17 protein-coding genes are annotated in these 15,934 nt (G+C 30.3%); 6 read left to right on the top strand and 11 right to left on the bottom strand.

The window, feature by feature from the left end:
- Positions 1-13 precede the first annotated feature (13 nt).
- From frr to G507_RS0111100, 3 genes are all read right to left on the bottom strand, one after another.
- Complete coding sequence (gene frr / locus G507_RS0111110) at positions 14-577, bottom strand: ribosome recycling factor (protein WP_026717540.1); 564 nt, start codon at positions 575-577, stop codon at positions 14-16.
- A gap of 45 nt (positions 578-622) precedes the next feature.
- Complete coding sequence (gene pyrH, locus G507_RS0111105; RefSeq protein ID WP_026717539.1) at positions 623-1,330, bottom strand: UMP kinase; 708 nt, start codon at positions 1,328-1,330, stop codon at positions 623-625.
- Between the two features lie 94 nt (positions 1,331-1,424).
- Positions 1,425-2,204 (bottom strand): patatin-like phospholipase family protein, encoded by a 780-nt coding sequence (locus G507_RS0111100; protein WP_026717538.1) that lies wholly within the window; start codon positions 2,202-2,204, stop codon positions 1,425-1,427.
- Positions 2,205-2,286: 82 nt separating this feature from the next.
- Here G507_RS0111100 and G507_RS0111095 point away from each other — a divergent pair, with 82 nt between their 5' ends.
- Positions 2,287-2,892 (top strand): thioredoxin family protein, encoded by a 606-nt coding sequence (locus G507_RS0111095; protein WP_026717537.1) that lies wholly within the window; start codon positions 2,287-2,289, stop codon positions 2,890-2,892.
- Positions 2,893-2,935: 43 nt separating this feature from the next.
- On the opposite strand, the gene G507_RS0111090 is transcribed toward G507_RS0111095, so the two are convergent.
- The 6 genes from G507_RS0111090 to G507_RS0111065 all read right to left on the bottom strand — a co-directional run bounded on the left by G507_RS0111090 (position 2,936) and on the right by G507_RS0111065 (position 6,843).
- Complete coding sequence (locus G507_RS0111090; protein WP_026717536.1) at positions 2,936-3,547, bottom strand: YiiX/YebB-like N1pC/P60 family cysteine hydrolase; 612 nt, start codon at positions 3,545-3,547, stop codon at positions 2,936-2,938.
- Positions 3,547-4,086, bottom strand: a complete 540-nt coding sequence (locus G507_RS16895) for a hypothetical protein (RefSeq protein WP_051191647.1) — start codon at positions 4,084-4,086, stop codon at positions 3,547-3,549. Before G507_RS16895 ends, G507_RS0111090 begins: the two co-directional genes overlap by 1 nt.
- 2 nt (positions 4,087-4,088) lie before the next feature.
- Positions 4,089-4,775 (bottom strand): tRNA pseudouridine(55) synthase TruB, encoded by a 687-nt coding sequence (truB, locus tag G507_RS0111080; protein WP_026717535.1) that lies wholly within the window; start codon positions 4,773-4,775, stop codon positions 4,089-4,091.
- Positions 4,775-5,572, bottom strand: coding sequence for an undecaprenyl-diphosphate phosphatase (locus G507_RS0111075; RefSeq protein ID WP_026717534.1), 798 nt, complete (start codon positions 5,570-5,572; stop codon positions 4,775-4,777). Before G507_RS0111075 ends, truB begins: the two co-directional genes overlap by 1 nt.
- Before the next feature lie 69 nt (positions 5,573-5,641).
- Positions 5,642-5,887, bottom strand: coding sequence for a DUF3098 domain-containing protein (locus G507_RS0111070; RefSeq protein WP_026717533.1), 246 nt, complete (start codon positions 5,885-5,887; stop codon positions 5,642-5,644).
- Positions 5,888-5,967: 80 nt separating this feature from the next.
- Positions 5,968-6,843 (bottom strand): cell division protein FtsX, encoded by an 876-nt coding sequence (locus tag G507_RS0111065; RefSeq protein WP_026717532.1) that lies wholly within the window; start codon positions 6,841-6,843, stop codon positions 5,968-5,970.
- A gap of 230 nt (positions 6,844-7,073) precedes the next feature.
- Between G507_RS0111065 and G507_RS0111060 the strand changes: the two genes are divergently transcribed.
- From G507_RS0111060 to G507_RS0111040, 5 genes are all read left to right on the top strand, one after another.
- Positions 7,074-10,085, top strand: a complete 3,012-nt coding sequence (locus tag G507_RS0111060) for a leucine--tRNA ligase (RefSeq protein ID WP_026717531.1) — start codon at positions 7,074-7,076, stop codon at positions 10,083-10,085.
- Positions 10,086-10,343: 258 nt separating this feature from the next.
- Positions 10,344-10,943: a hypothetical protein gene (locus G507_RS17390; RefSeq protein WP_051191644.1), complete on the top strand. Its 600-nt coding sequence runs from the start codon at positions 10,344-10,346 to the stop codon at positions 10,941-10,943.
- Between the two features lie 94 nt (positions 10,944-11,037).
- Positions 11,038-11,706 carry a hypothetical protein gene (locus G507_RS0111050; protein WP_026717530.1) on the top strand — a complete coding sequence of 223 codons (669 nt, stop codon included), beginning with the start codon at positions 11,038-11,040 and terminating at the stop codon, positions 11,704-11,706.
- A gap of 152 nt (positions 11,707-11,858) precedes the next feature.
- Positions 11,859-12,965: an alanine dehydrogenase gene (ald, locus tag G507_RS0111045; RefSeq protein WP_026717529.1), complete on the top strand. Its 1,107-nt coding sequence runs from the start codon at positions 11,859-11,861 to the stop codon at positions 12,963-12,965.
- 162 nt (positions 12,966-13,127) lie between these two features.
- Complete coding sequence (locus tag G507_RS0111040; protein ID WP_026717528.1) at positions 13,128-13,820, top strand: zinc metallopeptidase; 693 nt, start codon at positions 13,128-13,130, stop codon at positions 13,818-13,820.
- A 94-nt stretch (positions 13,821-13,914) separates the two neighbouring features.
- Here the strand turns inward: G507_RS0111040 and G507_RS0111035 are convergent, their stop codons facing one another.
- Positions 13,915-14,385 carry an Lrp/AsnC ligand binding domain-containing protein gene (locus tag G507_RS0111035; protein WP_026717527.1) on the bottom strand — a complete coding sequence of 157 codons (471 nt, stop codon included), beginning with the start codon at positions 14,383-14,385 and terminating at the stop codon, positions 13,915-13,917.
- A 101-nt stretch (positions 14,386-14,486) separates the two neighbouring features.
- On the bottom strand, positions 14,487-15,857 hold the full coding sequence (locus G507_RS0111030) for a saccharopine dehydrogenase family protein (RefSeq protein WP_026717526.1): 1,371 nt from the start codon (positions 15,855-15,857) through the stop codon (positions 14,487-14,489).
- Positions 15,858-15,934 lie beyond the last annotated feature (77 nt).

The raw sequence follows: 15,934 nt of genomic DNA, 5'->3' as shown, positions 1-15,934 counted from the left end.
CAGGACTTAAAATTTATACTTTCATTATTTCAGCTTCTTTATGAACTAAATGCTCATCTATTTTCTTGATGTAAGTATCTGTTAATTTTTGAATATCATCTTCAGCTGATTTAGCAATATCTTCAGCTAAACCATTTTTCTCTTCTTTTTTAATATCGTTATTAGCATCTTTACGAGCATTTCTGATTCCGATTTTAGCATCTTCAGCTTCAGCTTTAGCTTGCTTTACTAAATCTCTTCTTCGTTCTTCCGTTAAAGCTGGAACATTGATAATGATGTTTTCACCATTGTTCATAGGATTTAATCCTAAATTAGCAATTTGAATTGCCTTTTCAATAGGTTGCATCATTGCTTTTTCCCAAGGTGTAACGGTTAAAGTTCTTGCATCAGCAGCATTAACATTAGCTATTTGAGACAATGGTGTTAGTGAGCCATAATAATCTACAAAAACACCACCTAACATTTGAGGTGAAGCTTTTCCAGCTCTAATATTTAAAAATTCTTTTTCTAAATGAGCGATTGAACCATTCATAGATTCTGTTGCTGTTTCTATAATAAAGTTAATTTCTTCAGTCATTTTTCTTATTTTTATATTTCTAAATTCTTTTTTCTGAATTCTAAATTAAATTGTAACTGTTGTTCCTATTGTTTGACCTTCACATACTTTTAATAAATTTCCTTCAATATTCATATCAAAAATAATGATTGGTAATTTATTTTCTTGACTCAATGTAAAAGCTGTTGAATCCATCACATTTAATCCTTTAGCAATTACATCTTCAAATGTAATAGAATCAAATTTTGTAGCGTCTTTATTTTTCTCTGGATCAGATGTGTAAACACCATCAACACGAGTTCCTTTTAAAATTACATCAGCACTTACTTCTACACCTCTTAAAACTGCAGCTGTATCTGTTGTAAAATAAGGATTTCCTGTTCCAGCACCAAAAATCACAACTCTACCTTTTTCTAAATGACGAGTAGCTTTTCTTTTGATGTACGGTTCAGCAATAGCTTCAATTTTTAAGGCTGTTTGTAGTCTTGTTTGCATTCCAGCTTCTTCTAGAGCACCTTGTAGAGCCATTCCGTTAATAACAGTTGCAAGCATTCCCATGTAATCACCTTGAACTCTATCCATTCCATTACTTGCACCAGCAACACCTCTAAAGATATTTCCTCCACCAATTACAATAGCAATTTCTATGCCTTTTTCGTGAATTTTTTTGATTTCAGCAGCATATTCAGCTAAACGTTTTGGGTCAATTCCGTAAGCTCTGTCGCCCATCAAGGCTTCGCCACTTAACTTTAGAAGAATTCTTTTGTATTTCATTTATTCTGAATTTAGTTCAAAATCTTGTAATTAAGATTCAAAATTGTGATGCAAATATAGTTATTATCTAAATTAAAAAAAATCTAGTTTATAATTATAGATTCAAATTTTCAAATGAAGCTTTTGCAGCTTGATAACCAATATCAAAAATCTTATCCATTTTTAGCTTATTGGTTTCAAAAGTACTAAAATTGGCTAATTCTTTAGGTTCTATCACCCAATCACACAAATTAAATTTTTGATAATTTCCTTGAGCAGATAATAAGTCAAAAGCTCTTGTAGTTACTGATTTTATAGATCTCAAATCTTTTGCTTCAATAGTTTGAATTGGACTTACATAAACACCTATAATATAATCACATCTCCCTTGTAATAAATCGGATGGGAAATGATTTAAAATCCCACCATCGCTATATAATTTGCCGTTTAACTCATAAGGAGAAAGCATACCAGGAAATGAAGATGAAGCCAAAACAGCATCTGTTATTTTTGTTTCAGGTCTAAAAACTTTTAGTTTTCCTTTTACCAAGTCGGTTGCAGTTATGAATGTTGGCATAGCTAACTCTCCAATTGTTGTGTCTTTAAAGATGGTATTGAAATAACTTTTAAAAGAATCAGAATCTACAATTCCTGCTTTTTTGAAAGTAAAATGTTTCCAATGAAAAAAGTAAATGGATTTAAAAAACTCTAATATTTCCTCAGGTTTTTTACCATAAGCATACAAAGCAGCAATAATTGCACCAGCACTCGTGCCTGCAATATGAGAAGGTTTTATGTTTTGTTCTTCTAAAAATTTTAAAGCTCCAGCTTGAGCAATTCCTTTGGAACCACCACCAGATAATACTAAACCTATTGATTTTGAAGAAAAATCCATTTTAATTGATTGTTATGTAACATAGCTTACTTTCAGGTGTCAAATTTAGTGGTAATTTTGTGTAATAAATAATTAAATTATCATGAACACAAATATAGTAAAAGCTTTAGCAAAAAGTTATACATACAACGCTTACAGAGAAAAGGTTTCTAATTTAATAAATCAAGGAAAATCTACAGGAAATACTCAGTCTGAAGATTTATTGCATTATTCTGAATTGAATGAAACTAGAATGAATCGTTTAGAAAAAACTATTAAAATTACAGATGAAGTTCAAACACAAATTAATCAATTAGACAAAAAATATACTTGGTTAGTAATTGCAGAAGGTTGGTGTGGTGATGCTGCACAGATTTTACCTATTATTAATAAAATGGCTGATTTGTCTGAAAACATTGATTTAAAAATTGTTCTTAGAGATGAGAATGAATCTTTAATGAATGATTTTTTGACTAATGGTGGAATGGCAATTCCGAAATTAATCATTATTGATGAAGATAATAATGTAATAGGTGATTTTGGACCAAGACCAGAACCTGCAAGAAAACTTATTGCTGATTATAAAGCTGCAAATGGTGTAGTTGACGAACCTATAAAAGTAGAATTACAAAAATGGTATTTACATGATAAAGGAGTTTCTACTCAAAACGAAATCATGCAATTAATGAAAAGTAAGGAATTGGTTTAAAAGTGATTTTCGGATTTTCGGAAGTTGGATTTTCGGAAAAAAGTTAAATCACACCTATAATTTTTAACTTATCAGAAGTCGAAATTCCACCAGGATTACAACCTAGTTTTCCTTCTGGAATTTCGATTTTTAGGTTTTCGTAATAATCAATCCAAACCTTAAAATATTGATTTGAATTTGGTTCCTTAAAAGTCATTGGCGTTAATTCGAAAAACGGTTTTTCATAAGCTGATAAAAAAGCATCGTAAATTAATTCCGAACAATAATAACTTCCGTTGTCATATAAATAAGCCTCATCATAAGGAACACCCATTTGAGACATTGAAAATTCTATTGCCTTTGGAATGTGTTTTCGATATTTTCTTTTTAATCTTCCTACATACATGGTTTCAGTCGTGTAAGTTTTAAAAATCTCTAAAGGTGTTAATTTGACTTCTTTTCCAGCAGCTTCAATTACATAAATGGAATCATTTTGAATGTAAATCAATCCCAAATGACTGAAGTCCTTTCCATCAAACCCTTCTGTAACTGCATTTATAGCTTTGCATAAATCACAATTCATAGATTGAAAAATAATATCTCCTTCTTTTAGTGTTGCTTTTTTTTGAGCAAATACAGAAAAAGAGATAAGTAATAATAGTATGATTTTCTTCATTAAAAATTGATTAGTGCAATTCCAAAACTGATGCTTCCTAAATTGCTTTTATTATGAATGTCAATTCCGTAATTAACAACTTCAATAAAATATTGATAGTCACTATTTTCGTAAATTAACTTTATTCGTTTAAAATCACCCGTTAAATCACCACGACCAATTGCAAATGTTTTTCCTAAACCAATATCAATTCCCAAACGAGAATCAGAACTAATTTTAGGCATAATTCTTAAATTTGAAAAAACAGGAGACATAATTAATTTCTCGGAAATCATCATTGCAATTCCTGAATTTGCAGAAACACCAATCCACTTATTAAAATGAAATCCATAACCAAAATTAGCATTTATTCCATCTGGAAGAAACCAATTATTATTTGTGCTTCCATCAGGAAAAACTTCCCCTCGATTTTTATTTCCTTGTAAAGGAATTGAGATTTCAAATTGTGTATAATCACCAAATGATAAGGGTTTTTCTTCTTCTTGTGAAAAACCTAAAGTAGTAATGCATAGCAAAAAAAGGACTATTAGCTGCTTCATTCTTATAAATTTTTTACAAAATCATCAGGTAAAACACCATTTTCAACACTATAATTGCCAATTTTTGTTCTTCGTAAAGCAGATAAATGTCCACCAGAATTTAAAGCTAATCCGAAATCATAAGCTAAAGAACGAATGTAAGTTCCTTTGCTACATTGTACTCTAAAGTCGATTTCTGGCAAAGCTATTCTTGTTATTTCAAATTCGTAAATCGTTGTTTTTCTAGATTGAATTTCAACTTCTTCACCAGCTCTTGCATGTTCATATAAACGTTTTCCGTCTTTTTTAATAGCTGAATAAACAGGTGGTTTTTGATCAATTTCTCCTAAAAATTGTTTTGTAGTTTCTAGAATTAATGCTTCAGTAATATGTTCTGTTGGAAAAGTAGCATCAATTTCTGTTTCTAAATCGTAAGAAGGAGTTGTGGATCCAACTGAAATAGTTCCAGTATATTCTTTAGTTTGAGCCTGAATTTCTGAAATAGTTTTCGTGAATTTTCCTGTACAAATAATCAATAAACCAGTTGCTAATGGGTCTAAAGTTCCGGCATGACCTATTTTGAATTTTTTAGGTAAATCGAAATGATTTTTTAAAGCATATTTCAATTTATTAACCGCTTGAAATGATGACCATTTTATAGGTTTGTCAATCAAAAGTACTTGTCCGTTTAAGATATCTTCTTTTGTCATTAAATTACAGTTAATTTTTGAACAAAAAAGTGAATTAACAAAACAGCAATTCCGGCAATAATTCTATAATAACCAAATATTTTAAAACCATGTTTACTCAAATAACCAATAAATGATTTTATAGCAATTAAAGCCACAACAAAACCAACAACATTTCCTATAATTAATAAGTTTATTTGTTCATCTGTTAAGACAAAACCAGCCTTATAAAAGTCATAAGATTTTTTAACTGTTGCTCCAAACATTGTAGGAATAGCCAAGAAAAACGAGAATTCTGCTGCTGTTGTTCGTGATAATTTTTGAGTCATACCTCCAACAATACTTGCACCACTTCGTGAAACTCCAGGAATCATAGCTAAACATTGAAAAAGGCCAATTTTAAAAGCCGTTGGATAACTAATTTCTTCTGGAACTTCTTCTTTTGGAGTATTTCCAAACCAATCATCCACTTTTAAAAGTAAAACTCCACCAATAACCAATGATATGGCAACCGTAATTGGGTTTTCTAAAAGTGAATCAATAAAATCACTCAATAATAACCCCAAAACAACTGCAGGAATAAAAGCAACAAATAATTTAAAGTAAAAATCTACCGATTGAAAAAATCTCTTGAAATACAAAACTACCACAGAAAGTATAGTTCCTAGTTGAATTACAATGGTAAAAAGTTTGGTAAAATCATCTTGAGCAATACCAAAAAAAGAAGATGCGATGATCATATGACCTGTTGAAGAAACAGGTAGAAATTCGGTTAATCCTTCAATTATGGCAAGAATTATGGCTTGTAGTGTATTCATCTTTAGTGATTAATGATTAGCGATTTGTAATTAGTAGAAATCTGTCTACTTAATACTGATCACTAAACACTATTTTTTAAAAGGATTTTTCATTATCGCATAAATAGTAACACCAAAACCAGCTAAAACTAATGTTGGTGCTAATCTAATTCGTCTAAAACTAAATAACGCTTCTTCGTCAAATGTGTTTGGATCATCAGTTCCGCCACCTGTCATTAAAATAAATCCTAAGGCAATAATAGCAACTCCAATGAATAAAATCTTATAGTTTACTTTTTCAAATAAAAAAGCAGGTTTGTTTTCTTCGTTTTTCATATTCATTTTCCGTGAAAACGGAAATCTTTTTAATTAATATTTTTTTTAATCTGAAAATCCAAAATCTGAATATCTGTAATCTAATACAAATCATCCGTTTTTAAATTCAAGAATCGTTGTGTTGCAAAATACGTACTTATCCAAGTGATTACAATTCCAACGAGGAAAACACTTCCAATTACAATTCCTAATGAAAGATAATCTTTTGAAATTCCTAAATCTGGTAATTTTGAATCGGCATAATATACTAAAGCTAATAATCCGACAACTGCTAAAGTTGAACCAATTAACCCAAGTTTAATACTTCTCCAAATAAATGGTTTTCTAATGAATGATTTTGTAGCACCAACCATTTGCATTGTCTTGATTGTAAATCGATGCGAATAAACAGATAATCTAAGAGAACTATTAATTAAAAGCATAGCTACCAAAGCCAATACACCACTAATAATTAACATCCAAAGACTTATTTTTTTGATATTGTCATTAACTAAATCTACTAATTGTTTGTCATAAATGATTTCAGAAACCATTTCGTTTTTCTTGATTTCAGTTTCAATTTTTTTGATGCTATCTGCTTGAACGTAATCCCCTTTTAGATTAATATCAAAAGAATTTTGTAATGGATTAACTCCTAAAAACTCCATAAAATCTTCGCCAACAATATCAACATTATTTTTGGCAGCACTGTCTTTATGAATGAAAGCGTACTCTTTAATAAATATTGAATTTTTCAAGTCTACGTCAAAGGCACTCAACAAACTATCTTTTGCATCATTTTTAAAAAACACAGTCATAGGAATGTTTTCTTTAAAATCATTCGTCAGTTTTTTAGAATTAATCACAAATAATCCCAATGCTCCTAAAAGAAAAAGCACCAAGAATATACTTAAAATTACTGAAAAATACGATGAAATTAGTCTTCTTTTATTATACTTTTCAAATGATGAAGCCATAGTACATGTTAAATTAAGTTGTAAAAATAAAAAAGAAAATTGGTTTATATAGAATATAACAACAAAGTTTTAACTTTAGTATTATAAAATGTAAATTTGCAACTGATTTTTTCTAGAAGTAATCTGTAAATAATCAATAAATAATCGAATCTTAATTAAAAGATTCTGAAACAAAGTTCACTGAACACAAATAACAATATTTACTAGTGAAGTAAATAAATTCAGAATAAATGAAATACAATCCAAACGAAATCGAAGCCAATTGGCAACAATATTGGTCAGAAAACCAAACATTTGCAGCAACAAATAACTCAGAAAAACCTAAATATTATGTCCTTGACATGTTTCCTTATCCTTCTGGAGCAGGATTACACGTTGGTCATCCACTAGGTTATATTGCTTCCGATATTGTGGCTCGTTACAAACGTCACAAAGGATTTAATGTATTGCATCCACAAGGTTACGATTCATTTGGTTTGCCTGCTGAACAATACGCAATTCAAACAGGACAACATCCAGATAAAACGACTAAAGAAAACATTTCTCGTTATAGAGAACAATTAGATAAAATCGGATTTTCATTTGATTGGAGCCGAGAAGTTCGTACTTCAAACGCTGATTATTACAAACATACACAATGGATTTTCATTCAATTATTTGAATCTTGGTACAATAATAATTCCAACAAAGCAGAAAGTATTTGCACTTTAATTCAAGAATTTGAAAAAAACGGAAATACCAATGTAAATGCAGTTTGTGATGATAATATTGTTTCTTTTTCGTCAAGCGATTGGAATGCCTTTTCATCAGATGAACAACAAAAAATATTATTGCACTATAGATTAACTTATTTAGCCGAAACAGAAGTAAACTGGTGTCCAGGATTAGGAACTGTTTTAGCCAATGACGAAATCGTAAACGGAGTTTCAGAACGTGGTGGCCATCCTGTTATTCGTAAAAAAATGACACAATGGTCAATGCGAATTTCAGCTTATGCAGAACGTTTGTTACAAGGTTTAAACGATATTGATTGGACAGAATCTTTAAAAGAATCACAAAGAAACTGGATTGGAAAATCGGTTGGAGCAATGGTTTCTTTCAATGTGAAAAATCACGATGAAGTTATTGATGTTTTCACAACTCGTCCTGATACAATTTTCGGAGTAACCTTTATGACTTTAGCACCAGAACACGATTTGGTAGCTAAAATCACAACTGCAGAACAAAAAGAAGCTATTGAATCTTATGTTCATGCAACTGCAAAACGTTCGGAAAGAGAAAGAATGGCTGATGTAAAAACCATTTCTGGAGTTTTCACAGGAGCTTATGCTGAACATCCTTTTACGAAAGAACAAATTCCGGTTTGGATTGGAGATTACGTTTTAGCAGGTTACGGAACAGGTGCAGTTATGGCAGTTCCTTGTGGTGATGAACGTGATTATGCTTTCGCGAATTTCTTCAAAGGAACAAACGGAATGCCTGAAATCAAAAATATTTTTGACCAAGATATTTCGGAAGAAGCTTTTGGAGCTAAAGAAGGTTTCAAATTAGTGGATTCTGATTTCTTAAACGGTTTAGGTTATAAAGAAGGAACAAAAAAAGCGATTGAAGCTTTAGAAAAAATAAATCAAGGAAAAGGAAAAACAAATTACCGTCTGCGTGATGCTGTTTTTTCGAGACAAAGATATTGGGGTGAACCCTTTCCTGTATATTATGTAAACGGTTTACCACAAATGATTGACAAAAAACACTTGCCAATTGCCTTACCAGAAGTAGAAAAGTATTTACCAACAGAAGACGGACAACCACCTTTAGGAAATGCAACTATTTGGGCGTGGGATAGTGTTCAGTGTTCAGTAGTTAGTAATCAGTTAATAGATAACAAAACAATTTTTCCATTAGAATTAAACACAATGCCTGGTTGGGCTGGTTCTTCTTGGTATTGGATGCGTTATATGGATGCACATAATGAAGAAGATTTTGCAAGCAAAGAAGCATTAGATTATTGGCAAAATGTAGATTTATATATTGGAGGAAGCGAACACGCAACCGGACATTTATTATATGCTCGTTTTTGGAATAAGTTCTTAAAAGACAGAGGTTTTGCACCAACTGAAGAACCTTTCAAAAAGTTAATTAACCAAGGAATGATTTTGGGAATGAGTGCTTTTGTTTATAGATTACCATCTGTAAGTATAAGTGATAAAAGTAAGTCAAGAAATGTTTTTTTATCAAAAAATCATTCTGACGTTCTTATGAAATTTAAAAATATTGTAGACTTACAAGTTCAAGGTAAAAATGTCGAAGTTGATAACGAATTAGGAAGTCAATTCTTATTGCTTAAAGAAGAGTTAACAAAAAAAGATGTCACCTTTGATTTAGTTACAAATGCAATCCATGTAGATTTATTGTGTATCAATGATATTACAAATGAATTAGATATTGAAAAGTTCAAAAATCATCCTTTATATGTTGATTATAAAGATGCAGAATTCATTTTAGAAGATGGTAAATACATCGTTGGTCGCGAAGTAGAAAAAATGTCTAAATCAAAATACAACGTAGTAAATCCAGATGAGATTTGTAATGAATATGGAGCAGATACTTTGCGTTTGTATGAAATGTTTTTGGGTCCATTAGAACAAGCAAAACCTTGGAACACAGCAGGAATTACAGGTGTTTTCGGTTTCCTAAAAAAATTATGGAGATTGTATTTTGATGATAACGGTTCAATCGTAACCAATGACGAACCAACAGCTGAAATGTACAAATCGTTACACAAAACCATCAAAAAAGTAACAGAAGATATCGAGAATTTCTCTTTCAATACTTCAGTTTCACAATTTATGATTTGTGTGAATGAGTTGGCAACCTTAAAATGTCATCATAGAGCCATTTTAGAACCATTAGCTATTGTAATGTCACCTTATGCACCACATATTGCAGAAGAATTATGGTTAAGATTAAAAGATTCAAAAATTGAAGGATTGAAAGATTATAAAGGGATTTCAGAACAACCATTTCCTATATTTGATCCTAAATATTTAATAGAATCTGAAAAAGAATATCCAGTTTCTTTCAATGGAAAAATGCGTTTCACAATGAAATTGCCTTTAGATTTAAGTCCAAAACAAATTGAAGAAATTGTTATGGCTGATGAAAGAACCATTGCTCAATTAGCAGGAAATACTCCTAAGAAAGTGATTATTATTCCAGGAAAAATTATTAATTTGGTTGGATAGTTTTTTAAATCCAATATTAAAATATTAAATCCCAAATGCTGTTAAAAAAAGTGTTTGGGATTTTTTATGTTTTTGATTAATTCTTTGATTTTACTCGTTAAAAGTAATTTTTAAATACTAAAATTACTTTAAAGTGATAAAAATTTGAATTTTACACAATAAAATCATGTTTTTTGCTTTAGTACTTATAGGCCAAATTGAAATTTGAATTCTTATTTCTAATTTCACTAAAACTTACTAATCACAAATCTAAAAATCATGATAAAATTAACCCAAAAAACAATTCTTATACTCTTTGTTTTTTTAGTCAATTTAGGAACACTAAAAGCGCAAGAAAAAAGTAAAAAATTAACGAACGATTTAAGTACTTTAATTGATAATTCAAATGATTTTAAGGAATATAAAGTTGTCAAAAAAGCAACTATTACTAATTTTCAGGCTTCGTTAAATAGTTATATTAAACAAGAACAAAGCATTCAAATGAATCTTGAAAATGAAATAAAAGCTAATGAAGAAGTCATAAAGGCTTTGGGAAAAGAAATGAAAACTTTTAAAACAGCAAATGAACAATTAGTGAGTGAGAAAGCTACTATTGGCTTTTTAGGATTTCCGGTAAATAAATCAAATTATTCTGCTATTATGTGGACTTTGTTCTTAATAACTTTAGCAATAGCTGTAATTTTATTTTTAAGTTTTAAGAAAGCTAATAAAGTTACTAAAAGCTCCAAAACAGCATTAGCAGAATTAGAAGAGGAATATCAATCTTACAGAGGAGCTTGTGTTGAACGTGAACAAAATTTGAGGAGACAGCTTTTCGATGAGGTAAAAAAAATGAAAGATCTTAAAAATGTATCTTGACTTTTAAAAACAAGAGTAGTGAACTTATTAATTTTACTATTATATTTATACTATTAAATTCTCATTAAAGGATATAATCATAAAATATATTTATATGAAAAAAGCAATTGTGTTTTTATTTTTAGTTTCAAGTAGTCTTATTATCGCTCAGTCTTCTGAAGATACACAAGGTAAAAAAGTTGATGTTGATTTTTATTTCGGAATTGGCGCTCAAATTCAAATTAAATATGATTTAAACGACAAACTAAAAGCAGCTAATTTACCAGAATTAAAACAAACAATACCAGAACTTCAAGTAGGTATGAATGTTTTTGGCAATAAAATCTCTGGTGATGCAGAATTTGGTTTTTTCTTATCAAAAAATGATAAAGGAGATTCGGAAAATCAAAACATTGGAGTTACCTCGAGATTAAGAGTGCATTACAACTTCATAAACAAAGAAAAAATGGCTTTTACTGGAGGTTTAAATGTTTCATCAACAGCTTCTGAAGTGGATATTTACAACAAGAATAACGTTATTGATTTAAATGATTTAGAACCTTTGAATAATAGTGGTCATGTTTCATTAAAAAATCAAGTCTTTTTTGTTGGCCCATCTGTTTCATTATACTTATTTAAAAACAAATCAACCAAAATTAGAGCTAACCTAGGATATGAATTTGCGTTCACAAATGGAAAATGGAAATCAGATTTTGCCTCAGTTGAAAATACAGTTAAAGAAAATGGAAATAACAGATTTGTTTTTGGAATAAGTTTTCTGTAAAAAATAATTCGTAAATTTTATACTTTATAATATTGACCCCTAATTTTTTAGGGGTCTTTTTTTGTTATTTAATAAAAATAAACATCTTGCTCTTAATTTTTTGATATAGTTTATTTAAAATAACGATTTTTGAAACACAAAATCTTAAAATCATGAAAATCGGAGTTCCAAAGGAAATTAAAAATAATGAAAGCAGAGTTGGAATGACTCCTGCTGGTGTTTATGAGTTAACCAAAAACGGTCACATTGTATTTATTCAATCAAAGGCAGGTGAAGGAAGTGGTTTTTTCGATGAAGACTATAGTAAAGTGGGAGGAATAATCCTCAAAACTATTGATGAGGTTTATCATATTAGTGAAATGATTGTAAAAGTAAAAGAACCTATTGAAGAGGAATATAACCTCATTCAGCCTAATCAAATCATATTTGCTTATTTTCATTTTGCTTCAAGTGAACCTTTAACTTTTGCTATGTTAAAAAGTGATGCTGTTTGCATTGCTTATGAAACCGTAGAAGATTCAGACGGAAGCTTACCTTTGCTAACTCCAATGTCAGAAGTGGCCGGAAGAATGGCTATTCAGCAAGGAGCTAAATATTTAGAAAAACCAATTAAAGGTAGAGGTGTTTTGTTAGGAGGCGTTCCAGGTGTTGCTCCAGGTAAAGTTTTGATATTAGGAGCAGGAGTTGTCGGAGTTCAAGCGGCAAAAATGGCAGCAGGCTTAGGGGCACATGTAACGATTTTAGACACCAATATGAAAAGATTGCGTTATGTAAATGATGTTATGCCACCTCATGTTATAACCGAATTTTCTAGTGAATATAATATTAGAAAACACATTAAAGATCATGACTTGATTATTGGTGGTGTTCTAATAAAAGGAGCAAAAGCACCAAAATTAATTACAAGAGAAATGCTTAAAGAAATGCGTCCAGGAACTGTATTAGTTGATGTTGCCGTAGATCAAGGAGGTTGTTTTGAAACATCAAAACCTACAACACATGAAAACCCTACTTATATAATTGATGATGTTGTACATTATTGTGTAGCCAATATGCCTGGAGCTGTTCCTTATACTTCAACTATAGCTTTAACAAACGTGACACTTCCTTATATATTAATGTTGGCAAAATTTGGATGGGAAGAAGCTTGCGAAAAATCTCCTTCGTTAGCTAAAGGATTGAATATTGTAAACGGTAAATGTTATTATGACGAAATTATTGAAGCTTTTGAATGGAAAGATAAAGTTAAAGCTAAATAATTATAAACGCTACATAAGAATTATAGTTTTAAGTCCAAATTTAAATGAGTTTGGGCTTTTTTATTTGCACGTATAATAATTTTAAGTCAAAATGTCATTTATAAAAATTGGAATACAATTTGATATTTAATTTGTAACTTTAATTTTTAAAATAAGTAAGATATGAATTTTGGATATTTAATATTAATTGGAATAATTTCGCTTTTCAGTTGGTTAGTGAGTTCAAAGCTTAAAAGTAAATTTGAATTTTATTCAAAAGTGCAATTAAGAAATGGAATGTCTGGTAAAGAAATAGCTGAAAAAATGTTAGCTGATAATGGAATAAGAGATGTGAAAGTTATATCTGTTGCTGGAAGACTTACAGATCATTATAACCCATCTGATAAAACTGTTAACTTGTCTGAAGCTGTTTATAATCAAAGAAATGCTGCAGCTGCAGCTGTTGCTGCTCACGAATGTGGTCATGCAGTGCAACATGCTCAAGCTTACAGTTGGTTGACTATGCGATCTAAAATGGTTCCATTGGTAAGTATTTCTTCTAAACTATCACAATGGGTAGTTATTGGGGGTTTAATTTTAATGGCTGTTAACAGTTTCGGAATTTATGTAGCGACTGCTGGTTTGGTTTTAATGGCTATTGCAACAGCCTTTAGTTTTGTGACTTTGCCAGTAGAATATGATGCAAGTAATAGAGCGTTAGCTTGGCTGAAAAACAAAAATATGTTGACTCAACAAGAATATGTTGGTGCAGAAGACGCTTTAAAATGGGCTGCTAGAACATATTTAGTTGCTGCTTTAGGTGCATTAGCGTCTTTGTTATATTGGGCTTTTCAAGTTTTAGGCAGAAGAGATTAATTCTAGGGAAATAGTCCTAAATAATAGATACAGATTATTAAATAAAAAACCGTCTTGTTTTAATTAACTTGACGGTTTTTAAATATTTTTTAACTCATAATTGAATCTGTCTCTCAATTTGTTGGTCTAAGGAAATAAATGTTTCTGTTCTAGAAACACCTTCAATAGTTTGAATTTTTTTATTTAGCATTTGCATCAAATGTTCATTATCTCTACAAATAATTTTAATAAGAACACTCCAGTTTCCTGTGGTGTAATGACATTCTAATACTTCTGGTATTTTTTTTAATTCACGAACTGCATCACCATTATTTGCGGCTTTTTCAAGATAAATGCCGACAAAAGCAACAGTTGTATAACCCAAAACTTTGTTGTTGACAATGAACTTTGAACCAACGATTACACCAGCTTGTTCAAGTTTCTTCAAACGTTGATGAATGGCTGCGCCAGAAATTCCAACTTTTTTGGCAATTTGAAGAATCGGTTTTCTAGCATCTTCCATCAAATCACGAAGGATTTCTTTATCGATTCCGTCTATTTCAATTTGTAAGTGATTTACCTTCATAAGCTTTTAATTATAAAGTAAAAATACGGACTTGGTTGAAATAAAACTAAAAAACCACCCAATTATTTAATTGGATGGTTTTTATATTAAGTAAATTGTCTTTATGTCATAATGTTTAAAGGATTATAGCCTAAATAAGGGACTTCCATTTCTTTGAAATTTACACCATAATCTTCAAGTTCTTTTAAAATTGGTAAATAAATTTCTTTAGTGATTGGAATTTGTACACCGTAAGTAGTAATTTCTTTGTTCAGAATTTTTAAAGTCGCAATTGCAACAGGTAATCCCACAGTTTTTGCCATAGAAGTATAGGTTTGATCATCGCCAAGACAAACCATTGTTGCGTCTATCTGATGTTTTTCACCATTTAATTCGTAACCAAATTTATGATACATTACAATCATGTCTTTGTCTTCAGGTTCTAAAGTCCATTGTTCGGTCAGTATTTTTTCTAGAATTTGAGCTGGAGTTGCATTTTTAAGTCCAACTTTTTTCTTACCATTAAAAATATCTAATTCAACTAATTTATCCCAAATGATATCATCTTGTTCAATTTTTTGAATGTAACGTAGTTTAATTTCAACTGTATCTGTTGGATGGTAAGGTAAAAATGAATTAGTAAAATCTCTATAACTCATGTTTTCCGAATTTTCAATTGTATAAGAATCATCAGTCATTCCAAGTTGAACTAAAATATCCCAGGCACGAGAATAACCAACTCTGCGCATTGTTCCTCTATAAACAGTTAAAGCATTGTCTAAACCATAAACGCTTCTGTATTTTAGAGAATCTCTGTTGGCATAAGCTTCAAATCTTCCAAAACCTTCAACTTCTAAAAACTCTGTTCTTCTAAATAATTTGTTGTAAGGAATGTATTTGTAAGTACCTTCTTGAATAAATTTAGCTACACCACCTTGTCCGGCTAAAACTACATTTCTAGGATTCCAAGTGAATTTATAGTTCCATAAATTGGTGTCAGATTCAGGAGCGACTAAGCCACCACAAAACGATTCAAACAAAATAATTTTTCCGCCTTTTGCTCTAATCTCGTCTAAAACTTTCATGGCACTCATGTGGTCGATTCCAGGATCAAGACCAATTTCGTTCATGAAAACCAAGTTGTTTTTCTTTGCTTCTTCATCCAATTCTTGCATTTCAGGACTAATATAAGAAGCTGTAACCAGGTGTTTTTTATGAGAAATACAATCTTTAGCTATCTCAATATGCAAATGAGCAGGCAACATAGAAATAACGATATCTGCTTTTTTAATAGCATTTTTTCTGTCTGTTTCATTAAATATATCAATTGCAATTGGTGTTGCGTTTTTGTGATTATTAGTCTTTTTTTTAGCCAAATCAATGTTTAAATCAGCAATTGTTAAATGTAAATTTTCAGTTTCTGATTTGTCTAAAAGGTACTTTATTAAGGAAGATGCTGATTTTCCAGCACCAAAAAGTAATATGTTTCTCATTGTGATTGTTATAATTATCACACAAAACTACATAAATGTTATACTTTTTAAAAGAAATTTATGATTTATATCACACT

The organism is Flavobacterium gelidilacus DSM 15343 (assembly GCF_000422685.1).
GTDB classification, from domain to species: domain Bacteria; phylum Bacteroidota; class Bacteroidia; order Flavobacteriales; family Flavobacteriaceae; genus Flavobacterium; species Flavobacterium gelidilacus.
This window is presented reverse-complemented; position numbering and strand designations above follow the sequence as displayed.